The 24,257-nt window shown below is 69.1% G+C and carries 20 protein-coding genes; 10 read left to right on the forward strand and 10 right to left on the reverse strand.

What is annotated here, in order from left to right:
• Positions 1 to 91: 91 nt before the first annotated feature.
• On the forward strand, positions 92 to 550 hold the full coding sequence (locus tag AC069R_RS08970) for a MarR family winged helix-turn-helix transcriptional regulator (protein WP_478765815.1): 459 nt from the start codon (positions 92 to 94) through the stop codon (positions 548 to 550).
• A gap of 9 nt (positions 551 to 559) precedes the next feature.
• Positions 560 to 1,012, forward strand: a complete 453-nt coding sequence (locus AC069R_RS08975; RefSeq protein ID WP_478765817.1) for a GNAT family N-acetyltransferase — start codon at positions 560 to 562, stop codon at positions 1,010 to 1,012.
• 101 nt (positions 1,013 to 1,113) lie between these two features.
• Here AC069R_RS08975 and AC069R_RS08980 read toward each other — a convergent pair whose 3' ends face one another.
• The 3 genes from AC069R_RS08980 to dnaB all read right to left on the reverse strand — a co-directional run bounded on the left by AC069R_RS08980 (position 1,114) and on the right by dnaB (position 5,120).
• Positions 1,114 to 2,499: a serine hydrolase domain-containing protein gene (locus tag AC069R_RS08980; protein ID WP_478765819.1), complete on the reverse strand. Its 1,386-nt coding sequence runs from the start codon at positions 2,497 to 2,499 to the stop codon at positions 1,114 to 1,116.
• A 390-nt stretch (positions 2,500 to 2,889) separates the two neighbouring features.
• Positions 2,890 to 3,279, reverse strand: coding sequence for a hypothetical protein (locus tag AC069R_RS08985; protein WP_478765821.1), 390 nt, complete (start codon positions 3,277 to 3,279; stop codon positions 2,890 to 2,892).
• A gap of 362 nt (positions 3,280 to 3,641) precedes the next feature.
• On the reverse strand, positions 3,642 to 5,120 hold the full coding sequence (gene dnaB, locus AC069R_RS08990; RefSeq protein ID WP_397985071.1) for a replicative DNA helicase: 1,479 nt from the start codon (positions 5,118 to 5,120) through the stop codon (positions 3,642 to 3,644).
• Between the two features lie 482 nt (positions 5,121 to 5,602).
• On the opposite strand from dnaB, the gene AC069R_RS08995 reads away from it, so the two are divergent.
• Positions 5,603 to 6,940 carry an MATE family efflux transporter gene (locus AC069R_RS08995; protein WP_478765824.1) on the forward strand — a complete coding sequence of 446 codons (1,338 nt, stop codon included), beginning with the start codon at positions 5,603 to 5,605 and terminating at the stop codon, positions 6,938 to 6,940.
• 165 nt (positions 6,941 to 7,105) lie between these two features.
• On the opposite strand, the gene rplI is transcribed toward AC069R_RS08995, so the two are convergent.
• From rplI to rpsF, 4 genes are all read right to left on the reverse strand, one after another.
• A complete protein-coding gene (gene rplI / locus AC069R_RS09000) occupies positions 7,106 to 7,552 on the reverse strand; it encodes a 50S ribosomal protein L9 (RefSeq protein WP_397985069.1) in 447 nt (148 codons plus the stop codon).
• Positions 7,553 to 7,570: 18 nt separating this feature from the next.
• Positions 7,571 to 7,807, reverse strand: a complete 237-nt coding sequence (rpsR, locus tag AC069R_RS09005; RefSeq protein WP_003949403.1) for a 30S ribosomal protein S18 — start codon at positions 7,805 to 7,807, stop codon at positions 7,571 to 7,573.
• A gap of 41 nt (positions 7,808 to 7,848) precedes the next feature.
• Positions 7,849 to 8,436: a single-stranded DNA-binding protein gene (locus tag AC069R_RS09010; protein ID WP_478765828.1), complete on the reverse strand. Its 588-nt coding sequence runs from the start codon at positions 8,434 to 8,436 to the stop codon at positions 7,849 to 7,851.
• 73 nt (positions 8,437 to 8,509) lie between these two features.
• The gene (gene rpsF, locus AC069R_RS09015) at positions 8,510 to 8,800 is read right to left on the reverse strand and encodes a 30S ribosomal protein S6 (protein ID WP_037650441.1); all 291 of its coding nucleotides are present in this window, start codon (positions 8,798 to 8,800) and stop codon (positions 8,510 to 8,512) included.
• 282 nt (positions 8,801 to 9,082) lie between these two features.
• On the opposite strand from rpsF, the gene AC069R_RS09020 reads away from it, so the two are divergent.
• The 3 genes from AC069R_RS09020 (at position 9,083) to AC069R_RS09030 (ending at position 11,820) form a co-directional block, all read left to right on the forward strand.
• The gene (locus tag AC069R_RS09020) at positions 9,083 to 9,394 is read left to right on the forward strand and encodes a hypothetical protein (protein ID WP_397985067.1); all 312 of its coding nucleotides are present in this window, start codon (positions 9,083 to 9,085) and stop codon (positions 9,392 to 9,394) included.
• Positions 9,395 to 9,583: 189 nt separating this feature from the next.
• Positions 9,584 to 10,705, forward strand: coding sequence for a peptidoglycan bridge formation glycyltransferase FemX (femX, locus tag AC069R_RS09025; RefSeq protein WP_471062351.1), 1,122 nt, complete (start codon positions 9,584 to 9,586; stop codon positions 10,703 to 10,705).
• An 83-nt stretch (positions 10,706 to 10,788) separates the two neighbouring features.
• A complete protein-coding gene (locus AC069R_RS09030) occupies positions 10,789 to 11,820 on the forward strand; it encodes an alanine racemase (RefSeq protein WP_397985065.1) in 1,032 nt (343 codons plus the stop codon).
• A 143-nt stretch (positions 11,821 to 11,963) separates the two neighbouring features.
• Here AC069R_RS09030 and AC069R_RS09035 read toward each other — a convergent pair whose 3' ends face one another.
• The gene (locus tag AC069R_RS09035) at positions 11,964 to 13,508 is read right to left on the reverse strand and encodes a glycosyltransferase family 87 protein (protein WP_478765832.1); all 1,545 of its coding nucleotides are present in this window, start codon (positions 13,506 to 13,508) and stop codon (positions 11,964 to 11,966) included.
• A 130-nt stretch (positions 13,509 to 13,638) separates the two neighbouring features.
• On the reverse strand, positions 13,639 to 16,347 hold the full coding sequence (locus AC069R_RS09040; protein ID WP_478765834.1) for a transglycosylase domain-containing protein: 2,709 nt from the start codon (positions 16,345 to 16,347) through the stop codon (positions 13,639 to 13,641).
• A gap of 396 nt (positions 16,348 to 16,743) precedes the next feature.
• On the opposite strand from AC069R_RS09040, the gene AC069R_RS09045 reads away from it, so the two are divergent.
• The 3 genes from AC069R_RS09045 (at position 16,744) to AC069R_RS09055 (ending at position 20,055) form a co-directional block, all read left to right on the forward strand.
• Complete coding sequence (locus AC069R_RS09045) at positions 16,744 to 17,427, forward strand: PadR family transcriptional regulator (RefSeq protein WP_397987243.1); 684 nt, start codon at positions 16,744 to 16,746, stop codon at positions 17,425 to 17,427.
• A 43-nt stretch (positions 17,428 to 17,470) separates the two neighbouring features.
• The gene (locus AC069R_RS09050; protein ID WP_397985062.1) at positions 17,471 to 18,553 is read left to right on the forward strand and encodes an inositol-3-phosphate synthase; all 1,083 of its coding nucleotides are present in this window, start codon (positions 17,471 to 17,473) and stop codon (positions 18,551 to 18,553) included.
• A gap of 197 nt (positions 18,554 to 18,750) precedes the next feature.
• The gene (locus AC069R_RS09055) at positions 18,751 to 20,055 is read left to right on the forward strand and encodes an MFS transporter (RefSeq protein WP_478765837.1); all 1,305 of its coding nucleotides are present in this window, start codon (positions 18,751 to 18,753) and stop codon (positions 20,053 to 20,055) included.
• A 67-nt stretch (positions 20,056 to 20,122) separates the two neighbouring features.
• Here AC069R_RS09055 and AC069R_RS09060 read toward each other — a convergent pair whose 3' ends face one another.
• The gene (locus AC069R_RS09060; RefSeq protein WP_478765838.1) at positions 20,123 to 21,589 is read right to left on the reverse strand and encodes a CCA tRNA nucleotidyltransferase; all 1,467 of its coding nucleotides are present in this window, start codon (positions 21,587 to 21,589) and stop codon (positions 20,123 to 20,125) included.
• 276 nt (positions 21,590 to 21,865) lie between these two features.
• Here AC069R_RS09060 and AC069R_RS09065 point away from each other — a divergent pair, with 276 nt between their 5' ends.
• Positions 21,866 to 24,238 (forward strand): DUF6049 family protein, encoded by a 2,373-nt coding sequence (locus AC069R_RS09065; protein ID WP_478765839.1) that lies wholly within the window; start codon positions 21,866 to 21,868, stop codon positions 24,236 to 24,238.
• Positions 24,239 to 24,257 lie beyond the last annotated feature (19 nt).

The following is a 24,257-nucleotide window of genomic DNA, read 5'->3' on the forward strand; positions in this document are numbered from 1 at the left end:
ATACTTGCAGACGCGGTTTAAATGCAAGCGCTGGATATTGCGGAGAGTGGACTACGCTAGGAGCAACCGCTCCGAGACGGAGGAGAACACCATGACAGCGACGGACCCCGCGCTCACCGCCCTCGCCCAGGGCTGGTGCGCCCTCTCTGCGCTGCACGGAAAGATCGAGGCGCACATCGAGCGCGCCCTCCAGGCGAAGCACGACCTCAGCGTGCGCGAGTACTCGCTGCTCGACGTGCTGAGCCGGCAGCACGACGGCGAGGGAGGGCACCTCCAGATGAAGCAGGTCGCCGAGGCGGTCGTACTCAGCCAGAGCGCCACCACGCGCCTGGTGACCCGCCTGGAGGACCGCGGTCTGCTGGAGCGCTATCTGTGCCCCACCGACCGGCGCGGCATCTACACCAACGTCACCGAGGCCGGACTGCGGCTCCTTGAGGAGGCGCGCCCCACCAATGACGGCGCCCTGCGCGAGGCCCTGGACGACGCCTCCGAGAACCCCGAACTGGCGCCGCTGGTACAGGCCGTGGAGTCGTTGAGCGTCCCCGCGTAGGGTGCGGGCATGGCTGATCTCGAGATACGGGCCGCGTCCGCCGGCGACCTCCCGGCGATCGTCGCGATGCTCACCGACGATCCACTGGGTGCGCAGCGGGAGTCTCCCGACGATCTGACCCCGTACCGGGCGGCGCTGAAGCGGCTGAAGGCGGATCCGAACCAGCACCTCGTCGTCGCTGTGCGCGACGGCCGGGTGATCGGTACCCTCCAGCTCACGATCATCCCCGGACTGTCCCACCGGGGCGCGACCCGTGCGCTCATCGAGGCGGTTCGCATCCACGCCGACGAACGCGGCAGCGGACTGGGCACCGAGCTGATCCAGTGGGCCATCGACACGGCCCGGCGACTCGACTGCGTGCTGGTGCAGCTGACGTCCGACAAGAAGCGTCCCGACGCCCACCGCTTCTACGAGCGGCTCGGGTTCACCGCCTCACACGAGGGCTTCAAGCTGCGCCTTTGACGTTCGCTCCGATGACGGAGAGCGGGACAGCACAGAGGGGTTGCACCGCATGTTTCACGTGAAACATGCGACCCTGCGGCGCAACCCCTCCTGCTGTCGTCCTACTTGACGCCTCGCCACCCCTGCGGGTCCACGCCGCCAGGAACCGGAACCTCGGGGTCGTACGGCTGCCGGGTGAACACGAACGAGCCGAGGTCGAGGTGGCTCAGGGACCCGTCCGATCGCCGCACGGGCCGCAGCAGCTCCCCGGCGTAGTAACCCTCCAGTCCCGTCCAGGTGCCGTCGCCGTTCGACCGGAAGCGGGACCGGCGACCGCCGCCGGTCAGCGGGCCGAGCGAGATGAGGCCGTCGGCCGTCACCCGCAGGCCGAAGGCGCCGGTCCCCCAGTACCACTGCCCGGCCAGCTCCAGCACCGCCGGGTCGACCTCACGCAGCGGACGCCAGGGCTCGGGGATGCGGGGCTCCGCCTCGGCGACGATCCGTACGAGGTCGTCGCCCACCGCGCCCAGGGACGGCCCACTAGTGCAGTTGGCGAGCACCACCGCGGCCACGTCGTCCTCCACGCTGATGGTGAGGTTCGCCAGGAAGCCGGGCAGCGAGCCGGAGTGGCCGACCAGCAGCCGCCCGTCACGGGAATGGAGCTGCATGCCGAGGCCGTAGGTGACCCCGTCCACCACATCGGCGGCCTCGGCCGGCGCCGCCGGGGTCCGCATCTCGCGCACCGACTCCGCGCCGAGGACCCGGTCGTCCCCGCGGGTCAGGAACACCGCGAACTTCGCCAGGTCGCCCGTGGTGGACCACAGCTGGCCCGCGGACGCCATCCGGCCGAGGTCCTCCACCGGCTCCGGCAGCAGGGCGTCGGCCCACGGGTGCACCGCCCAGCCACCCGCGTACGGGGCCTGTGGCTGAGTAGTGGTCCGGTGCAGGCCGAGCGGTTCGAGGATCTCCCGGTGCAGCACCTCTTCCCAGGGGGCGCCGCGCAGTTCCTCCACCAGCGCGCCGAGCAGTGTGTAGCCGGGGTTGGAGTAGTGGTGCCGGCGGCCGACGGGGTGCAGCAGGGGCTGTTCGCCGAGCACATCGCGGAGCTCGGGCCGCAGTGAGCCCGGCGTCCGCTCCCACCAGGGACCGGGCGACTCGGCCGCCACTCCGGACGTGTGCGCGAGCAGTTCGGCGATCGTGGCTTCCCCCACGCCGGTGCCCGGCAGATGCTTGTCCAGCGGATCGCCGAGGTCGAGCAGGCCCTCGTCGCGCAACCGCAGCACCAGTACGGCCGTGAAGGTCTTGGTGATCGACCCGATCCGGTACTGCACGTTCTCGTCCGGCGCCTGCCCGTCCACCGAACTCCGCGCCCCGTGCCACACGGCCCGCCCGTCCCGCACCACCGCGGCGACCAACGACGGCGCCCGCCCCTCGCTCTGCGCGACGGCGATCCTGTGCAGCAACGCGCGCCGCGTACCCGGAAGCAGCGCATCCTGTGAAGTCGTCATCCCCCCAGTCCACCTGCTGGAACGCCGGGCGTCGAATCCATTTCCGCCGCATGTGCCGTGTCCGGGGACGGACCATGAGCCGCGCCCCCGACCAGGGTCAGGCGGCCGCGGGTCCAGATCGGGACGCTCGGCATGTTCTCCGTCGGACCGGTGATCAGCAACCGTTCGGGGTCGGTGGCACCGATCATTTCCAGGGCCTCCGCGGAGCCGAGAGGTCAGCTGGACTTGGAGTTCGACTTGCCTGGTGACCCAGCCATCCATGTCGACCGCGAAGTAAAACCAGACGCCTTCCCCCCACCCCCAGCGGCCCCTTCCGTATGAACCATCGAAACCACGCACGGGCTGGGGGGCAATTCCAAGTGGTGCTTGCGGAGGGTTTGGGTTGGAGGGTCAGGCGTCGGGGACGACTTCGGGGTGCGTGAACCGCACGGGCTTGCCCAGCGCGCGGGCGTAGGCGATTTCGGCTCGGGTGCTGTCTCCGATGTAGTCGCCGACTACGAGTACCTCATCAGCGAGCCGGATCTTCGCCCGGTGCAGATCGTCGAGTCGAACCTTCAGCGCCTTGGCCTCGACGGGATCGGACCAAAGTTCATGCGGCGACTTCATGTCGCAACCCGGCTTGACGACAATCTTTCCGGCTTCGGTCTCCCGCAGATCGGCCTCGGTCATCTCCGTCATGAAACGGGTGGAGCCGCAGATCACGACGATACGCGGGAGGCTCAGCTGCTTCTTCGCGTGGGCGAGTTGCTCCTCGGGGGTGAGCGGTTGCGGGTATGACACTGCTCCTCCTGATGGTGTGGCCCAAGGGGTGCCTGCGCAGACGAGAACGAGGCTGCCCAAGATCGTCTTATGTAGAACGACGTGGACACTCTCGGGACAGCACTCATCTAGACAGAGCAGCCCATCAACGCTGTCCCTCGAAGAAGTCCATGCGACCCGTCCCGAACGGGCCGTTCGCGTCCTCGTACGGAAAAGCGATCAGTGAGGGAAAGCTGCCAGCTCCACCGGCAGCCTTCGGGAAGCGGGTCACCTGGTTCGAGCTCTTCCGGCGGCTCCCCCGAAAAGCCGTACATGTACGCCGCGCTCTCCCCGACCGGAACTTGAGACCAAGCGACATCGGAGAGGGAACCTACATACGCCGGTCAGGTCTGTGCCATGTCCACGAAGCGCGAGTAGTGGCCCTGGAAGGCGACCGTGATGGTGGCGGTGGGGCCGTTACGGTGCTTGGCGACGATCAGGTCGGCCTCGCCGGCGCGGGGGGACTCCTTCTCGTAGGCGTCCTCGCGGTGCAGCAGGATGACCATGTCGGCGTCCTGCTCGATCGAGCCGGACTCACGCAGGTCGGAGACCATCGGCTTCTTGTCGGTGCGCTGTTCGGGGCCACGGTTCAGCTGGGACAGCGCGATGACCGGGATCTCCAGCTCCTTGGCGAGGAGCTTGAGGTTACGGGACATGTCCGAGACCTCCTGCTGACGGCTCTCGGCGCGCTTGGAGCCGCCGGACTGCATCAGCTGGAGGTAGTCGATGACGACGAGCTTCAGATCGTTGCGCTGCTTCAGGCGGCGGCACTTGGCCCGGATCTCCATCATCGACAGGTTCGGGGAGTCGTCGATGTAGAGCGGGGCGGCGGAGACGTCCGGCATCCGGCGGGCGAGCCGGGTCCAGTCCTCGTCGGTCATCGTGCCGGAGCGCATGTGGTGCAGCGCGACGCGGGCCTCGGCGGACAGCAGGCGCATCGCGATCTCGTTGCGCCCCATTTCGAGGGAGAAGATGACGCTCGGCAGGTTGTGCTTGATCGACGCGGCCCGCGCGAAGTCCAGCGCGAGCGTCGACTTACCCATCGCGGGGCGGGCCGCAATGACGATCATCTGACCGGGGTGCAGCCCGTTGGTGAGCGAGTCGAAGTCGGTGAACCCGGTGGGCACCCCGGTCATCTCGCCGCTGCGCGAGCCGATCGCCTCGATCTCGTCGAGCGCGCCCTCCATGATGTCGCCCAGCGGCAGATAGTCCTCGCTGGTGCGCTGCTCGGTGACGGCGTAGATCTCGGCCTGGGCGCTGTTGACGATCTCGTCGACGTCGCCGTCGGCCGCGTATCCCATCTGCGTGATCCGCGTGCCGGCCTCGACCAGGCGGCGCAGTACGGCGCGCTCGTGGACGATCTCCGCGTAGTACTCGGCGTTGGCCGCCGTCGGCACGGTCTGGACGAGACTGTGCAGATACGCGGCGCCGCCGACCTTGTTGATCTCGCCGCGCTTGGTGAGTTCCGCGGCGATGGTGATCGGGTCGGCCGGCTCGCCCTTGGCGTAGACGTCCAGGATCGCCTGGTAGATCGTCTCGTGCGCGGGCTTGTAGAAGTCGTGGCCCTTGAGGATCTCGACGACGTCGGCGATGGCGTCCTTGGAGAGCAGCATGCCGCCGAGCACCGACTGCTCGGCGTCGAGGTCCTGCGGGGGCACCCGCTCGAAGGAGGAACCGCCGCCGTCCCAGCCGGAGTTGTCCCGGCCCCGGTCGTGCTGTTCGTCACGACCCCGGCCGCCCTCGGGTCGCCGACGGGAGGCCGGCAGACGATCACTGGGTCCGCTGTCGGCCCACGGATCGTCCAAGGGCTCGGAAATGCTCACCGAGCCACCTCCTCCCGTCACACGGCGGACCTCGCCGTGTCCTCTTTTGTACGGCACGACACTGACAAATCGAGAGGCCCAACTCCGCTCAAGGCACGTCGGTTTTGTGCCGTTTCCGAAGCTCCGGAGGCATGGCCTGCCGGGGCCCGGAGAAGGAGCGGGCGCCGGACAACGGTAGGCCCCGCGGCACCGTCAGCCAATCTGGTTATCCACAGGCCATGTGGACGACGGCCCCGATGCTGTGGAGAACTCGCCGAAACCTGTGCACGACCCGGTGGACAGCCCTGTGAACAAGCCCTCGATCTCCACAATGCCACGCCCCTGACCTGCGGTTTCGGCGTCCACCGGCTGTGCAGAAGAAAAACTTTCCCGGTCGGACCAAGATCGGTTCGAACGGTGCGCGAGCGGACGGCGGCCAGGATCACAAGTAAGGGTCACAGTGCAATTGCATCTCTTACCTGTGGACGATTACATTAGCGCCCATGACCCAGGCTCCCGAGATCCCCGAGGCCACCCGCCGGCGGCACGACCGAGAGATCGTCGCGCTGGCCGTCCCGGCCTTCGGCGCGCTCGTCGCCGAGCCTCTCTTCGTCATGGCGGACAGTGCCATTGTCGGCCACCTCGGTACCGCCCAGCTCGCCGGTCTCGGCGTCGCCTCCGCCCTCCTCACCACCGCCGTGAGCGTCTTCGTCTTCCTCGCCTACGCCACCACGGCCGCCGTGGCCCGCCGGGTGGGCGCGGGCGATCGCCAGGGCGCCATCCGCCAGGGCATGGACGGCATCTGGCTCGCGCTCCTGCTCGGGGTCGCCGTCATCGCCGTCGTCCTCCCCCTGGCGCCCCGCATCGTGGACCTCTTCGGCGCCTCCACCACGGCGGCCCCCTATGCCACGACCTATCTGCGCATCTCTTCCCTGGGCATCCCGGCCATGCTCATGGTGCTCGCCGCCACCGGAGTGCTCCGCGGTCTCCAGGACACCAAGACGCCGCTCTATGTCGCCGTCGCCGGATTCATCGCCAACGCCGCCCTCAATGTGAGCCTGGTCTACGGCGCCGGTCTGGGCATCGCCGGTTCCGCGTGGGGCACGGTCATCGCGCAGTGCGCCATGGTGGCCGTCTATCTGACCGTGGTGGTACGCGGCGCCCGCCGGCACGGAGCGTCCCTGCGCCCGGACGCGGCCGGGATCCGGGCCTCGGCACAGGCCGGTGTCCCGCTTCTGGTCCGCACCCTGTCGCTGCGCGCGATCCTCATGATCGCCACCACGGTCGCGGCCCGTCTCGGGGACGCGGACATCGCCGCCCACCAGATCATCCTGTCCTTGTGGAACCTGCTGGCCTTCGCGCTCGACGCCATCGCGATCGCGGGGCAGGCCATCATCGGCCGCTACCTCGGCGCGGACGACGCCGAGGGCGCCCGCGCGGCCTGCCGGCGGATGGTCCAATGGGGCATCGCCACCGGGGTCGTACTCGGACTGCTGGTCGTCGCCACCCGGCCGCTCCTCCTGCCGCTGTTCACCAGCGACCCGGCAGTCACGGCCACGGCGCTACCCGCACTGCTGGTCGTGGCGTTGTCGCAGCCCGTCTGCGGGATCGTCTTCGTCCTGGACGGGGTGCTGATGGGTGCGGGCGACGGAGCGTACCTGGCCGGGGCGATGCTGGTGACCCTGGCGGTGTTCGTACCGGCGGCCCTGCTCGTTCCGGCGCTCGGCGGTGGGCTGACCGCGGTCTGGGCCGCGATGACACTGATGATGACCGTCCGCATGGCCACCCTCTGGTGGCGCAGCCGCTCGGGCCGCTGGCTCGTGACCGGCGCGACCCGCTGACCGGCACGACCCGATGGCCGACAGGGTCCGATGGCCGGCACGGTCCGCTGACTGTTTCACGTGAAACATGCGCCGGGCGCCCCGCGGGACGCGCCGGGCATGGAAGAGGGGCCGTACCCCCGAAGGGTACGGCCCCTCTCTCAGCTGCTCAGATCGAGCGCTGGGTCACGCCGAGACGACCTCAATGGCGACCTTGGCGGCCACCTCGGGGTGCAGACGCACGGACGTCTCGTGGGAGCCCAGGGTCTTGATCGGGGCGCCCAGCTCGATGCGGCGCTTGTCGACCTCGGGGCCACCGGAAGCCTTGATCGCGGACGCGATGTCGGCCGGGGTGACGGAACCGAAGAGACGACCGGCGTCGCCGGAGCGAACGGCCAGACGGACCTTCACGCCCTCGAGCTGGGCCTTGACCTGGTTGGCCTGCTCGATGGTCTGGATCTCGTGGATCTTGCGCGCACGACGGATCTGCGCGACGTCCTTCTCGCCACCCTTGGTCCAGCGGATAGCGAACTTCCGCGGGATCAGGTAGTTGCGAGCGTAGCCGTCCTTGACGTCGACAACGTCGCCGGCGGCACCGAGGCCGGAGACCTCGTGGGTGAGGATGATCTTCATGAGTCGGTCACCCTTCCCTTATCGCGCGGTGGACGTGTAGGGCAGCAGCGCCATCTCACGGCTGTTCTTCACGGCCGTGGCGACGTCACGCTGGTGCTGCGTGCAGTTGCCGGTCACGCGGCGGGCACGGATCTTGCCGCGGTCGGAAATGAACTTCCGCAGCATGTTCGTGTCCTTGTAGTCCACGTACGTGACCTTGTCCTTGCAGAAAGCGCAGACCTTCTTCTTAGGCTTGCGCACAGGCGGCTTCGCCATGGTGTCTCTCCTGTGTGATCAAGAAGTTTGGGATACGAGCCCTAGAAAGGAGGCTCGTCCGAGTAGCCGCCGCCACCGCTGCCGCCGGAGCCACCGCCCCAGCCGCCGCCACCCTGGTTGCCACCGGCGGGAGCGCCGGTCGCCCAGGGGTCGTCGGCGGGAGCGCCGCCCTGCTGGCCGCCACCGGAGCCACCGCCCCAGCCGCCGCCCTGCTGGCCGCCACCGCCGCCGTAACCACCCTGGCCACCGCGGCCGCCGGCACCGCCGGAGGTCTTGGTGACCTTGGCCGTGGCGTTGCGCAGGCTGGGGCCGACCTCGTCGACATCCAGCTCGTAGACCGTGCGCTTGACGCCCTCACGGTCCTCGTAGGACCGCTGCTTCAGCCGGCCCTGCACGATCACGCGCATGCCTCGCTGGAGCGACTCGGCGACGTTCTCCGCCGCCTGGCGCCAGACCGAGCAGGTCAGGAACAGGCTCTCGCCGTCCTTCCACTCGTTGGTCTGGCGGTCGAAGGTGCGGGGAGTGGACGCGACGCGGAACTTCGCGACCGCCGCACCGGACGGGGTGAAGCGCAGCTCGGGGTCGTCGACAAGATTGCCGATGACCGTGATGACGGTCTCGCCTGCCATGGGGGAACCTCTCGGCGGGTTTGCTGCTGGCTGCTTGCTGCTACTCGAATCCCGGGATCAGCTGAGCCGGAGCTCAGTGCATCTCGGGACGGAGCACCTTGGTCCGGAGGACCGACTCGTTCAGGTTCATCTGACGGTCGAGTTCCTTGACGACCGCAGGCTCGGCCTGCAGGTCGATGACCGAGTAGATGCCCTCGGGCTTCTTCTTGATCTCGTAGGCGAGACGACGACGGCCCCAGGTGTCGACCTTCTCCACCTTGCCGCCGCCATCACGGACGACGGACATGAAGTTCTCGATCAGCGGGGAGACAGCACGCTCCTCGAGATCGGGGTCGAGGATGACCATCACCTCGTAGTGACGCATGTGGAACCCACCTCCTTTGGACTCAGCGGCCACGGTCGTTCCGTGGCAGGAGGGTCGAATGCGTTCGCAACGGTATCGGCCGACACTGACAATCAGGGGTTTGCGCTGACGATCAGGGCTCCGCGAGGATTCCCCGCCGCGGATCCGGGCAGACACCGGTGCAGACGGTACAGACTACCCGCACACCCGCTTCCGGTTGAAATCCGGCCGTGAGGGCCGACAATCTGTACACGTCGGGTGTGTACGGCGCTACGATGCGCCGCCTTCCGCAGGAGGTGTCCCATGGCACAGGCTTTGCAGCCCAACACCGCCGGATCCCTGTTCGCCAGCGACGGCAAGACCCATCCGCTCCCGGACATCCTGATGGCCGTGACGCTGGTCCTGGGCCTGCTGTCCTTCATCACCTCGTTCTTCCCCGGCCTGCACCTGCTCACGTCCTGGGCCGGCCTGGTCGGCATCTTCACCGGCGCGTACGGGCAGTGGGTCTCGGTGACCACACGCGAGCGCTTCGGACTGATCCTGGGCCTCGGCGCCTCGGGCGTCGGCCTGCTGATCGGCATGGCGCACGGCGGGCTGTTCGGCGGCCTCTTCTGACGACTCTGACGACCCGGACCCTCCCGGAGCGGCCTTCGCGAAGACGATCTCCGTGCGGGCCGTCCCGCGCGGGCGGCCCCTTCTAAGCCGTCCGCCCCATCGGGGCGCTCAGCGGGCGCAGTAGGCTTCGGCGCGAGAGCCGGAGCCCCTGTACCCATGGGGACACACCAGCCCGAGGAGCGCCCCGACATGAGCCTGACCCTGAGGACCATCAGCCGAGAGCAGCATCTGGCATTCATCCAGAGCCTGCCGTCGGCGAGCCACATGCAGGTCCCGGCCTGGGCCGACGTGAAGGCGGAGTGGCGCTCGGAGAGCCTCGGCTGGTTCGACGAGCGCACCGGTCACCTGGTCGGCGTGGGCCTGGTGCTCTACCGCCAGCTGCCCAAGATCAAGCGCTACCTCGCCTATCTGCCCGAGGGTCCGGTCATCAACTGGTTCGCGCCGAACCTGGACGACTGGATCCAGCCGATGCTCGCGCACCTGAAGCAGCAGGGCGCCTTCTCCGTGAAGATGGGCCCGCCGGTGATCATCCGGCGCTGGAACGCCGAGACGATCAAGAAGGGCATCCAGGACCCGGACGTCAAGCGCCTGCGCGACCTGGAGGCCGACTACATCGAGCCGCGTGCCTTCGAGGTCGCCGACAAGCTGCGCCGCATGGGCTGGCAGCAGGGCGAGGACGGCGGCGCGGGCTTCGGCGACGTCCAGCCGCGCTACGTCTACCAGGTGCCGTTGGCGAACCGCTCCCTGGAAGAGGTCCACAAGAACTTCAACCAGCTGTGGCGGCGCAACATCAAGAAGGCCGAGAAGGCCGGCGTCGAGGTCGTCCAGGGCGGCTACCAGGACCTCGCCGAGTGGCAGCGGCTGTACGAGATCACGGCCGTGCGCGACCACTTCCGGCCGCGCCCGCTGTCGTACTTCCAGCGCATGTGGACGGCCCTCAACACCGAGGACCCCAACCGCATGCGGCTGTACTTCGCCCGGCACAACGGCGTGAACCTGTCCGCGGCCACCATGCTGATCGTCGGCGGGCACGTCTGGTACTCCTACGGCGCCTCCGACAACATCGGCCGCGAGGTCCGGCCGTCGAACGCGATGCAGTGGCGCATGCTGCGCGACGCCTACGCGCTCGGGGCCACCGTCTACGACCTGCGCGGCATCTCCGACTCGCTGGACGAGTCGGACCACCTGTTCGGCCTGATCCAGTTCAAGGTCGGCACGGGCGGACAGGCCGCCGAGTACCTCGGCGAATGGGACTTCCCGCTGAACAAGCTGCTCCACAAGGCGCTCGACATCTACATGTCGCGCCGCTGAGCCGCCGGCGTTTGATTCCATAGGGTGCACAGCACTCACACCCCCGATACACCTCAGCCACGAGAAAGGGTCCGGGTCCGGCCATGGCGCTCACGCTCTACGTCGACACCGCGCGCTGGCGGGCGCACCACAAGCACGTGCAGGAGCAGTTCCCGGGCCTGGTCCCGGTCTGCAAGGGCAACGGCTACGGCTTCGGGCACGAACGGCTCTCGGAGGAGGCCACCCGGCTCGGCTCGGACCTGCTCGCCGTCGGCACCACGTACGAGGCCGCGCGCATCAAGGACTACTTCGGCGGCGACCTGCTGGTGCTGACGCCCTACCGGCGCGGCGAGGAGCCGGTGCCGCTGCCCGACCGGGTCGTGCGTTCGGTCTCCTCGATCGACGGCGTGTACGGCCTGGTGGGCGCCCGTGTCGTCATCGAGGTGATGTCCTCGATGAAGCGGCACGGCATCAGCGAGCAGGACCTGCCGCAGCTGCACCAGGCCATAGAGAACGTGCGTCTGGAGGGCTTCGCCATCCATCTGCCGCTGGACCGCACCGACGGCTCGGACGCCGTCGAGGAGGTCATCGGCTGGATGGACCGGCTGCGCGCGGCCCGGCTGCCGCTGCACACGATGTTCGTCAGCCACCTCAAGGCCGACGAACTCGTCCGGCTCCAGCAGCAGTTCCCGCAGACCCGGTTCCGCGCCCGCATCGGCACGCGGCTGTGGCTGGGGGACCACGAGGCGACCCAGTACCGCGGTGCCGTCCTGGACGTCACACGGGTGACCAAGGGCGACCGGTTCGGCTACCGGCAGCAGAAGGCGGCCTCCGACGGCTTCCTGGTGGTCGTGGCGGGCGGTACGTCGCACGGGGTGGGCCTGGAGGCCCCGAAGGCGCTGCACGGCGTCATGCCGCGTGCCAAGGGCGTCGCCCGCGCCGGTCTCGCCACGGTCAACCGGAACCTCTCCCCGTTCGTCTGGGGCGGCAAGCAGCGCTGGTTCGCCGAGCCCCCGCACATGCAGGTGTCGATCCTGTTCGTCCCCTCGGACGCCCCGGAGCCCAAGGTCGGCGACGAGCTGGTGGCCCATCTGCGGCACACCACCACGCAGTTCGACCGCATCGTGGACTGCTGACACCGGCCTCCGGCCCGCCGGTCCACAGCGCCGGCCGACAACAGCGGGAAGGCCGTACACGGAGCTCCGTGTACGGCCTTCTTCATGCCCTCGGTCCCCGCCTCGGGGCGAAGCCGCGTGGGCGGTTCAGCCGAGGCGTTCGCTCACAGCGAACGGCCCGGCGGGGACGCCGATTCCGGCCTGCCCCACTCCACCTGAGGCGCCTCGGGCCGGCCGGCGTGCCGGGGCGGCGGGGCCACCGCGGCGAACGCGAAGACGTCCTCCGCCCCGTCGAGCACCCCGCCCGAGGGGTCGTCGTCCCCGGACCGGCGCACCACGTCCCGCTCCGGCATGAGGATGTCGCGGACGACGAGAGCGCACAGGTACAGCGTGCCGAGCAGGTGCACCGCGATCGCCCACTGGTAGCCGTGCGTCGGCAGCCCCTTGTGGGCGTCTCCGCTGGTCGTGTAGGCGAGGTACATCCAGATACCGAGGAAGTACGCCACCTCGCAGGCCTGCCAGATCAGGAAGTCCCGCCACTTGGGCCGGGCGAGGGCCGCCAACGGCACCAGCCAGAGCACGTACTGCGGCGAGTAGACCTTGTTGGTGAGGACGAAGACCGCCACGATCAGGAAGGCCAGCTGGGCGAAGCGCGGCCGGCGCGGGGCGGTGAACGTGAGCACGGCGATACCGAGGGAGCACAGCACCATCAGCACGGTGGCGGCGGTGTTCACGAAGTCGGTGCTCGGCGGGTGGTCCGAGTTCTGGGACCAGATCAGCCAGATCGAGCCGAAGTCGACGCCCCGGTCATGGCTGAACGAGTAGAACTTCGACCAGCCCGGATAGGCGAACAGCATCACCGGCAGGTTCACCACCAGCCAGGCGACCGCCGTTCCCGCCACGGCCTGTCCGAACTCCCGCCATCGGCCGGCCCGCCAGCACAGCACGAGCAGCGGGCCGAGCAGGAGTACCGGGTAGAGCTTGGCGGCCGTGGCGAGCCCCAGGAGGACGCCGAAGGCGACCGGGCGGCTGCGGGACCACATCAGCATCGCGGTGGCCGTCAGCGCCACCGCCAGCAGGTCCCAGTTGACGGTGGCGGTCAGCGCCGCGGCGGGCGCCAGGGCGACCAGCAGGCCGTCCCAGGGGCGCCGCCGGTGGGTGCGGGCCACGCAGACGGCGAGCACGGCCGTGCAGACCATCAGCAGCGCGGCGTTGACGAACCAGTACCACTGCTCCTGGTGCTGGATGCCGCCGCTGTGCGGGGTCAGCCACGAGGCCACCTGCATGAACACTCCGGTCAGCACGGGGTATTCGAGATACCCCATGCCGCCGGAGAGGTCGTCCGGGAGCCGGTCGAAGTAGGGCACGAGGTGATCGGCGAAGCCGCGGCCCTGGTAGAGGTGCGGGATGTCGGAGTAGCAGGCCTTGGTGTACTGGGAGCTGGCGCCGAAGAACCAGGCGCTGTGGTAGCACGGCGCCTTCTGAACCAGCCCCAGGGCGAACATGCCGATCGCCACGAGTGCGACGACCCGCACGGGCGTCCACCAGGAGGTTCCGAGCAGGGCGTACCGCCCGATGGGGCCTCCGACCAGCTCACTGCCGGCCGCGGCGACCTCGTCCTCCCTGGTCGGCCGCACCGGTTCCGGTGGGGCGGGCCGCTCCGGCTCGGGCTCGTACACGCCCGGAGGTGTCGTCTCTGCGCTGGGCATGTCCCACATCCTGCCGTACCTGTCCATGAAAACGCGGAGGGCCGCCGCACCTGGTGAGTGCGGCGGCCCATGTTTCACGTGAAACAGGCATGGCGGGCGATACGGCCGCCAATCGGTCGGAGTGATCGGGCTAGCCCGTCGCGCCTCCCCAGAGGGTGCCTCCGTTCCCGTTGCCGTTGCCGTTCCCGTTGCCTCGGGTGCCTCCGTCGGCGCCGGGGTCGGTGGACGTCGAGGACGACGGCCCGCCGTCCACGCCTCCGGTGCCGTCCCCGCCGGGACCGTTGCCGTCGGCGCCACCGTTTCCGTTGCCGCCGTCCGTGCAGCCGAAGAAGCCACAGCTCTGGCTGTTCGACGGACTCGGGGAGATGCTGGGGCTCGGTGACGGGCTCGTCGACGGGCTGGGGGACGGGCTCGGCTCGGTCGACAGGGACGGCGACGGGCTCGGGTCGGCGTTCACGACCTGGCCGATGGGCTGGGGGGTCGGGAACGTCAGTGCCGGCTGCCCCTGAAGCGCCTGGGTCATGTAGTCGTGGAAGATCTCCGACGGGAACGAGGCGCCGTGGATCTGCTTCTGGCCACCCGTTCCGTACATCTCCAGGAACGTGCGCTGCTTGTTATTCGCGTTGTCGTCCAGGCGGAACATGCTGATCGCGGTGGACAGCTGCGGGGTGTAGCCGACGAACCAGGCCGACTTGTTGCCGTCGGTGGTACCGGTCTTGCCGGCCACCTCACGGCCGGGCAGCTGGGCGTTGGTACCCGTGCCCTTGTCGACCACGGTCCGCAGGACGTCGGTGACGTTGTTCGCCACGTTCGCCGGGTAGGCCTCCTTCGGCTTCACCTCGTGCGTGTAGACGACCCCGTCCTTGCTCTCGACCTTCTCGACCGAGTACGGATCGTTCTGCTTGCCGCTGTTGGCGAAGGTGCCATAGGCGCCGGCCATGCGGATGGCGCTCGGGTCGGAGGTGCCGATCGAGAAGGACGGGTAGCTGGAGCTGGCCAGACTGCCCTTGAGCAGGCCCGCGGCCAGCGCGGACTGTTCGACCTTGTCCAGGCCCACGTCCATGCCGAGCTGCACATAGGCGGAGTTCACCGAGAACTGCATCGCCTCGCGGAGGTCGATCTTGTAGTCCGGCGGGCTGCCGACGGACTCGTCGCCGTCGTTGGTCTGCAACCACTCCTTGCCGTCCTTGTCCGTCCAGACGGTGTGGTCGTATTTCTCGATCTTGAGCTTGTTCTTGCCGCTGTACAGGCTGTTGGGAGAGGCGATCGTGCGCTGGTCCAGGCCCTGGTCCGGCGGTCCGTGCGGGTCGCGCACGCCCCACTTCATCGCGGCGGCCAGCACGAACGGCTTGAAGGTCGAACCCACCTGGGCACCGGTCGAGTCGGCGTTGTCGGTGAAGTGCTTGGTCGCGTCCTCACCGCCGTAGATGGCCTTGATGGCACCCGAGGACGGGTCGACCGAGGCGCCGCCGAACTGGACGTAGGTGTCGTACTTCGGACGTTCCTTGGGCTTGATGTTCGCCTTCTGGACCTTCTTGATGGCGGCTTCCAGCGCGTTGACCTTCTTCTTGTCGAAGGTCGTGTGGATCCGGTAGCCGCCCTTCTGGAGATCGTCCGCGGTGATGTGCGTCTTGTCGCTGTTGTTGATCAGGTACGACTTGGCGAGGTCGACCAGGTAACCGATCTGACCGCTGAGCCGGCTGTTGGACCGCGGGTTCTGCCAGTGCGGCAGCGTTCGGTACTTGTCCCGCTCGGCGGCGCTGAGATGGCCGTACTTGACCATCTTGTCGAGGGTGTCCTGCATCTGCCCGAGAGCGCGCTTCTGATTCGCCTGGGCCGTGGCGGCGGGGTCGAGCGAGGTCGCGCCGGCCGGGTCGTAGTAGGTGGCGCCCTTCAGCATCGCCGCGAGGAAGGCGCACTGGCCCGGATTGAGGTTCTTGGCGTCGATGTTGAAGTACGCGCGTGAGGCCGCCTGGATGCCGTAGGCGCCGCGGCCGAAGTACGCCGAGTTCAGATAACCGGCCATGATCTTCGGCTTGGGCACCGTGGCACCCACCTTGATCGCGACGAAGATCTCCTTGAACTTGCGGGAGAGCGTCTGCGACTGGTCGTCGAGCATGGCGTTCTTGACGTACTGCTGGGTGATCGTCGAACCACCCTGGGTCTGACCGCCGCGCGCCATGTTGAAGACCGCGCGGGCGATGCCGGTCGGGTCCACACCGCTGTCGGTCTCGAAGGTCTTGTTCTCCTGGGAGATGACGGCGTAGCGCATCTCCTTGGGAATGTCCTCGTAGTTGATGATCTGACGGTTGATCTCACCGCCGGTCGCGACCATCACCGATCCGTCGGACCAGTAGTAGACGTTGTTCTGCGCCTGCGCGGTCTTGGCCACGTCGGGGACGCTCACCATCGCGTACCCGATGCCGGCGACGGCCACCAGACAGCCGATGAAGCCGATGAACATGCCCGACACGAGCTTCCAGGACGGCACCCACCGGCGCCACCCGTACTTGTCCGCGCGGGGATAGTCGATGATCCGCTTCTTGCCGGGCGGAGCTGTGCGCCCCCGGCCGCGTCCGGGTCCGGACGGGCCGCCCGGACCACCGCGGCGGCCTCCGGGTTCGGATCTGCGGCGTCCGCCACCGCTTCTCTGGGCCGCGCGCCGGGCCTCGGCACGGCCGCCGTACGACCGCCCCTCGTCTCCCGGAGAGTCGGCAGGCGATCCGCTGGCGCCTCGCGGTGCCGCGCGGCGGCCGGGGGACGAACCGGGCTGGCCGCGTCGGGCCGCGGCACGTCCGCCTCCCTGCGGCTGCGGCGGTTTGCGACGGTGCTCGCTCATCGAACGATTACTCCTCGGGCAGGCGCACCCTTGCGCGCCTGGACTGGCGGCTGGTTTCCGGTCCCCCCGACGTACGGATGTGGTCGGTCGCGCATTTCACCCGTACTGCACCGGGGACGACGACGCTCCCCAGGCGTCGCATGGTTCCCGGTGGTCTGCATGCCGCACAGACTACGCACCGCCAAAACCCGCCGAGCCCCGAAGTTCACCGCAAACCAGGCAAGTTGCCTCCTACGAATCGGTTATGTGATCCCGTTCACCACCGTCCCTCTTGTCGCATGCGGGACACCGTTCTATCGTCGTGATGTATCGAGTCGATACATCAGCGCGAGATAAAGACGCTGAGACGGCACTGGGAGACCTGCGGTGGGAGCCGCGGGCCGGGAGGAGGCGATGATGAGCCGGCGCTCCGGCATCCTCGAGTTCGCCGTGCTCGGCCTGCTGCGCGAGTCCCCTATGCACGGTTACGAGCTGCGTAAACGACTCAACACGTCCCTGGGTGTGTTCCGCGCTTTCAGCTACGGGACCCTGTATCCCTGCCTCAAGACGCTGGTCATGAACGGCTGGTTGACGGAGGAACCGGGCAACACCCACGAGGACGCCCTCGCCGCTCCCCTCGCCGGACGCCGCGCCAAGATCGTCTACCGGTTGACGGCGGAAGGTAAGGAGCACTTCGAGGAACTGCTCTCGCAGACCGGTCCCGACGCGTACGAGGACGAGCACTTCGCCGCACGGTTCGCCTTCTTCGGGCAGACCTCCCGCGATGTGCGCATGCGCGTGCTGGAGGGCCGGCGCAGCCGGCTGGAGGAGCGCCTGGAGAAGATGCGCGCCTCCCTGACCCGGACGCGGGAGCGCCTGGACGACTACACACTCGAGCTCCAGCGCCACGGGATGGAGTCCGTGGAGCGCGAAGTGCGCTGGCTGAACGAGCTCATCGAGAGCGAGCGAGCCGGACGCGACCTGAGAAGTTCCGCGTCCGGGGGGCCCGCTCAACAGGACAACACCACTGGATCGACGGGCGGCCTGCCCCGTCGCGGGAGCACTTCCCGGACGGATACGCCCGGCGACACCGCCACGTGAGTCCCAGTCAGGGCCTCACTCGTACACACAGGGAGCAACCGGAATGGGTTCGGTTCGCGTAGCCATCGTCGGCGTGGGCAACTGCGCCGCGTCGCTGGTGCAGGGAGTCGAGTACTACAAGGACGCCGACCCGGCGGCCAAGGTGCCCGGCCTGATGCACGTGCAGTTCGGTGACTACCACGTGCGCGACATCGAGTTCGTGGCCGCGTTCGACGTGGACGCCAAGAAGGTCGGTCTCGACCTCGCGGACGCGATCGGCGCCTCCGAGAACAACACCATCAAGATCTGCGACGTGCCGAACAGCGGCGTCACCGTGCAGCGCGGCCACACCCTCGACGGTCTGGGCAAGTACTACCGCCAGACCATCGAGGAGTCGGAGGCCGAGCCGGTCGACGTCGTCCAGGTCCTGAAGGACAAGCAGGTCGACGTTCTGGTCTGCTACCTGCCGGTCGGCTCCGAGGACGCGGCGAAGTTCTACGCCCAGTGCGCCATCGACGCCAAGGTCGCCTTCGTCAACGCCCTTCCGGTCTTCATCGCCGGTACCAAGGAGTGGGCGGACAAGTTCACCGAGGCCGGTGTGCCGATCGTCGGTGACGACATCAAGTCCCAGGTCGGCGCCACCATCACGCACCGCGTCATGGCGAAGCTGTTCGAGGACCGCGGTGTCATCCTGGACCGCACGATGCAGCTGAACGTCGGCGGCAACATGGACTTCAAGAACATGCTCGAGCGCGAGCGCCTGGAGTCCAAGAAGATCTCCAAGACGCAGGCCGTCACCTCCCAGATCCCCGACCGGGACCTCGGTGAGAAGAACGTCCACATCGGTCCGTCCGACTACGTGGCCTGGCTGGACGACCGCAAGTGGGCCTACGTCCGCCTCGAGGGCCGCGCCTTCGGTGACGTACCGCTGAACCTGGAGTACAAGCTCGAGGTCTGGGACTCCCCGAACTCCGCGGGTGTCATCATCGACGCCCTGCGCGCAGCGAAGATCGCCAAGGACCGCGGCATCGGCGGCCCGATCCTCTCCGCGTCCTCGTACTTCATGAAGTCCCCGCCGGTGCAGTACTTCGACGACGAGGCCCGCGAGAACGTCGAGAAGTTCATCCGCGGCGACGTCGAGCGCTAGTCCGGCACGGCGCAGGGCGCTCAAGCCCTGCACGGCGCAGGGCGCTGAAGCTCGGCACCGCCTGACGGCGTGGCGCGCGGGCTCCTCGGAGCAGGGCGCGCCACGGGGAACGGCTCGTACAAAATCGCTCCTGCCAGGGCTGTGAAGGTCCCCGGGTCCCGGCCCGGGGACCTTCCGCATGTGTGAGGCTGTGCCCCATGCCCGTCGTCCGTGATCTGCGCGTCCTGCTGCGCCTGCGGTACTTCCGGCGCCTGCTGTACGTCCGGCTGCTGTCCCAGGGCGCCGACGGCGTCTACCAGGTCGCGCTCGCCGCCTACGTCGTCTTCTCCCCGGAGAAGCAGACCTCGGCGGCCGCGATCGCCTCGGCGATGGCGGTGCTGCTGCTCCCCTACTCACTCGTCGGCCCCTTCGCGGGTGTCCTGCTGGACCGCTGGCGGCGCCGCCAGGTGTTCGTCCACGGCAATCTGCTCCGCGCCCTGCTGGCCGTCGGCACCGCCGCGCTGATGGCGGGCGATGTCCCCGCCTGGTTCTTCTACGCCTCTGCGCTGTGCGTCACGGCCGTCAACCGCTTTGTCCTCGCCGGGCTGTCCGCGGCCCTGCCCCGCGTGGTCGACGCCGAGCGGCTGGTGATCGCCAACTCCCTGTCCCCGACGGCCGGCACCCTCGCCGCGACCGCCGGGGGCGGCCTCGCCTTCGGGGTACGGCTGCTGTCCTCGGGCTCCGACGCCGCGGTGGTGCTGCTGGGCGCCCTGCTGTATCTCTGCGCGGGCCTGGTCTCCCTGAGCATGGCGCCCGCCCTGCTCGGCCCCGACCGGCAACAGCTGCAACCGCACCTCCTGACCGCGCTCGCCGACACGGCACGCGATCTGCTCGCCGCCATCCGGCATCTGGCCGCCCCGCGGCGCAGGGAGGCGGCCTGGGCGCTGGCCTCGATGACGCTGATGCGCTTCTGCTACGGCGCGCTGCTCGTCCTGCTGCTCATGCTGTGCCGCTACACCCTCGCGTCCGGCCCCGAGGAAGGGCTGCGGCTGCTCGGTCTGGCGCTGGCCCTGTCCGGTGCCGGGTTCTTCGTGGCGGCCGCGGTCACCCCCTGGACGGCGGGACGACTGGGACCGCTCCGTTGGATCATGGTGTGCTCGGCGGCGGCCGCGGTGCTGGAGCCCGCGCTCGGGCTGCCGTTCGCCACCGCACCGCTGCTCGTCGCCGCCTTCGTGCTGGGGCTGATCACCCAGGGCGCCAAGATCGCCACCGACACCATCGTCCAGTCCTGCGTGGACGACGGCTTTCGCGGGCGGATCTTCTCCGTCTACGACGTCCTCTTCAACGTGGCCTTCGTCGGCGCGGCCGGTGTGGCGGCCCTCATGCTTCCACCGGACGGCAGATCGCCGATGCTGGTCGTGCTGGTCGCCGTGATCTATGCGTTCGTCGCCGCGCTGCTGGCGTACTTCGAGCGGCTGCTCCGGGGAGCGGAGAGACGAAAAGAGGGTCGATGTTTCACGTGAAACATCGACCCTCGGCGCGGTCGGCCCGGTGCATGTTTCACGTGAAACATCGGCCAGGCCGATCCCCTCACTCCTGTCCGGCCCACCACTCCTTGAGCGCGGCCACCGCAGCGTCATGCTCCATCGGGCCGTTCTCCAGCCGCAGCTCCAGCAGGTGCTTGTACGCCTTGCCGATCACCGGGCCGGGAGCGACGCCCAGAATCTCCATGATCTGGTTGCCGTCGAGGTCCGGCCGGATCGAGTCCAGCTCCTCCTGCTCCTGGAGCTGGGCGATGCGCTGCTCCAGGCCGTCGTAGGCCCGCGACAGCGCGGCCGCCTTCCGCTTGTTGCGGGTGGTGCAGTCGGAGCGGGTCAGCTTGTGCAGGCGGTCCAGCAGCGGGCCCGCGTCACGGACGTAGCGGCGGACCGCCGAATCCGTCCACTCCCCGGTGCCGTAGCCGTGGAAGCGCAGATGCAGTTCGACCAGCCGGGAGACGTCCTTCACCAGTTCGTTGGAGTACTTCAGGGCGGTCATGCGCTTCTTGGTCATCTTGGCGCCGACCACCTCGTGATGGTGGAAGGAGACCCGGCCGTCCTTCTCGAAGCGGCGCGTGCGCGGCTTGCCGATGTCGTGCAGCAGCGCGGCCAGCCGCAGCGTGAGGTCGGGGCCGTTCTCCTCCAGCGCGATCGCCTGTTCCAGAACGATCAGCGTGTGCTCGTAGACGTCCTTGTGCCGGTGGTGCTCATCGCTCTCCAGACGCAGCGCCGGCAGCTCGGGCAGCACCCGGGCGGCGAGCCCGGTGTCGACGAGCAGGGTCAGCCCCTTGCGCGGGTGGTCGGAGAGGATCAGCTTGTTCAGCTCGTCCCGGACCCGCTCCGCCGAGACGATCTCGATGCGCCCGGCCATGTCCGTCATGGCGGCGACGACCTCGGGGGCGACCTCGAAGTCCAGCTGGGCGGCGAACCGGGCGGCCCGCATCATCCGCAGCGGGTCGTCCGAGAAGGACTCCTCCGGCGTGCCCGGCGTCCGCAGCACACGGGCCGCGAGGTCCGCCAGGCCGCCGTGCGGATCGATGAACTCCTTCTCCGGCAGGGCCACGGCCATCGCGTTGACCGTGAAGTCCCGGCGGACCAGATCCTGCTCGATGGAGTCGCCGTAGGACACCTCGGGCTTGCGCGAGGTGCGGTCGTACGCCTCCGACCGGTAGGTCGTGATCTCGATCTGGAAGGTCATGTCGGTGTCCCCGACCCGTGCGCTCTTGTGCGCGCCGACGGTGCCGAAGGCGATCCCCACCTCCCAGACCGCGTCGGCCCAGGGCCGGACGATCTTCAGCACGTCCTCGGGACGGGCATCGGTGGTGAAGTCCAGATCATTGCCGAGCCGGCCGAGCAGTGCGTCGCGCACCGACCCGCCGACCAGGGCGAGGGAGAACCCCGCCTCCCGGAATCGGCGGGCGAGATCGTCGGCGACCGGCGCCACCCGCAGCAGCTCGGTGACCGCGCGCTGCTGCGCCTGGCTCAGGGCGGAGGGAGTGTCTTCGTTGGGATTCGGCACAACAGAAGAGGGTACGTGCCCCGGACGCTCCGGGGCGCCCCCATCCGGGCCGGGGCCCGGCCGCGGCTGTCCCAGGACGGCTTCCGGCATACCCGCCGCAAGCGCAGCTCTTGCGGCGTACGGACACTCTCCCCTCGATACTGGATATAGGGGACGGGTCGTCGTCACCCGGCGATCTTGTGACCTGGACCGCGGCACTTCCGCTCAGCGCGTCTCGTTACCATGCGGGGACGCACATTCCGACGACCACTGAGACGACGAGGGACGGGCGAGCGCGTGGCCGAGGCGGCTGACTTCCAGGGGACCAGTGCCTCACCCGCGCGCCGGTGGCTGCGGCGCACCGGAGCGCTGCTCGCCGGGGCGCCCCTGCTGGCCGGGCTGCTCCAGCTGCCCGCCGCCGCGCCCGCCGCGGCCGCGTCCGGTGACCAGGTGTCCGTCGCCCTGGACTCGCTGACCCCCAACGCCCCCACGGACGGCGACACCCTGACCGTCGCGGGCACGGTGACCAACAACGGCAAGCAGACCGTCACCGGCGCCCATGTGGGCCTGCGGGTCGGCCCGATGCTGAACACCCGCTCGGGGATCGACGACGTGGCCCGGCACCCCGACGACATCCAGGGAGTCAACGGCTCCGAGGTCGGCGGCAAGTACGAGCAGAAGTTCGCCAGGCTGGCGCCGGGAGTCGCCCAGCACTTCAGCATCTCCGTGCCGGTGGACAAGCTCGACCTCGGCGCGAACGGTGTCTACGAGTTCGGGGTCGCCCTGTCCGGGCAGACCTCCGCCCAGCCCTGGCAGCAGGTGCTCGGCGGCCAGCGGACGTTCCTGCCGTGGCAGCCGTCCGACGCCGACCCGCGGACCAGGACGACGGTCCTGTGGCCGCTGCTGTCCACCGTCCACATGACGGCCAAGACGGGCGCCGGCGAGCTTCAGACGCCGGTGTTCCTCGACGACGAGCTGGCCAAGGAACTCGCGCCGGGCGGTCGGCTGGACCAGTTGGTCAGCCTGGGCAAGGACCTGGACGTCACCTGGGTGATCGACCCGGATCTGCTGGCCTCCGTGGACGCCATGGCATCGGGCAACTACCGGCTGCAAGGCGCCGGCGACACCACCGTCGCGGGCCCCAAGGAGCACCAGGCGCTCGCCAAGCAGTGGCTGGCGAACCTCCAGAAGGCGGTGGTCGGCAAGGAGGTCGTCGCCCTGCCCTTCGCCGACCCCGACCTGGCCTCCCTCGCCCACCGCGGCACCAGCGTCACCGGCTCCCTCAGCCATCTCAAGGACGCCACCGACGTCGCCGCCACCACCGTGAAGACCGTGCTCCACGTCACCCCGAGCACCGACTACGCGTGGCCGGTGGACGGCGCCGTGGACCCGTCGATCATGCGGGTCGCGACCTCCGCCGGGGCGGACCGGGTGATCGCCCGCAGCGACAGCCTCCAGGAGACGGCCGGGCTGTCGTACACGCCCTCCGCCGCCCGCCCGGTCGGCGGCGGCACCACGGCGGTCGTCGCCGACGCCAAGCTGTCCACGGCCTTCGAGGGCGATCTGACGAAGGCGGACTCCGCCACGCTCGCCGTACAGGAGTTCCTGGCCCAGAGTCTCGAGATCAACGCGCAGACGGACCAGCAGCGCAGCATCGTCGTCGCCCCGCAGCGCCTGCCCACGGCGGCCCAGGCGAAGGCGATGGCCACGGCCGTGCGGGCGCTCCAGGGCGGCACCTGGTCCCAGGCCCAGGATCTGACGGCGGCGGCCAAGGCCAAGCCCGACCCGAACGCCACCACACGCATTCCGTCGACCTCCGCCTATCCCTCGTCCCTGCGCCGGCAGGAGCTGCCGGCCTCGGCCTTCCAGCAGATCGCCCGGACCCAGGACAAGCTCGACGACTTCCAGGTGATCCTGTCCGACCAGTCCCGCGTGGTCACCCCCTTCGGGCGGGCCATAAACCGCGGGATGTCCACCTCGTGGCGCGGCCAGTCCGAGGCCGGGGACAGCTTCCGCAGCGGTGTCGAGTCCTGGCTGGACGACCTGGCCGGACAGGTCCGGCTGATCGACAAGTCCGAGACCAAGCTCTCCGGACGCAGCGCGACCATCCCGGTGACCGTCCAGAACAACCTCGTCCAGCCGGTCGGCCACCTGGTGCTGCGCCTCACCTCGACCCAGCCGACCCGACTGAAGATCGGCGGCAAGGCGTACTACGAGCAGCCCGTCGACATCGCCGGCGGCCACGCCCAGTCCGTGAAGTTCACCACCTCGGCCAACGCCAACGGCCGCGCCACGGTGATCGCCCAGCTGTACACCGAGGACGGCCAGGAGTACGGCGCCCCCGTCAGCTTCGATGTGAAGGTCACCGAGGTCACCCCCACGGTGATGCTGGTCATCGGCGGCGGTGTGCTGCTCCTCGTCCTCGCCGGCTTCCGCATGTACACCCAGCGCAAGCGCGCCGCCGCCCGCCAGAGCGGGGAGGGCGGCGACGGCACGGCCGGAGAGCCCTCCGACGGGCCGGGGAACCCCGGCGCACCCGGAGATCGTCTCCCGGAAGAGTCCGACTCCGCCGCCGGGGCAGACGACCCGGAGCAGCCGAGTGACCCTGCGCCGGACACCGCACCGGAAAGCACCGACCCGTCCGGGACGGGTGAGAGAGTGGACCGTTGAGCGATGTCGTGGCCGGTGG

It is taken from the genome of Streptomyces sp. NPDC043952 (assembly GCF_056435325.1).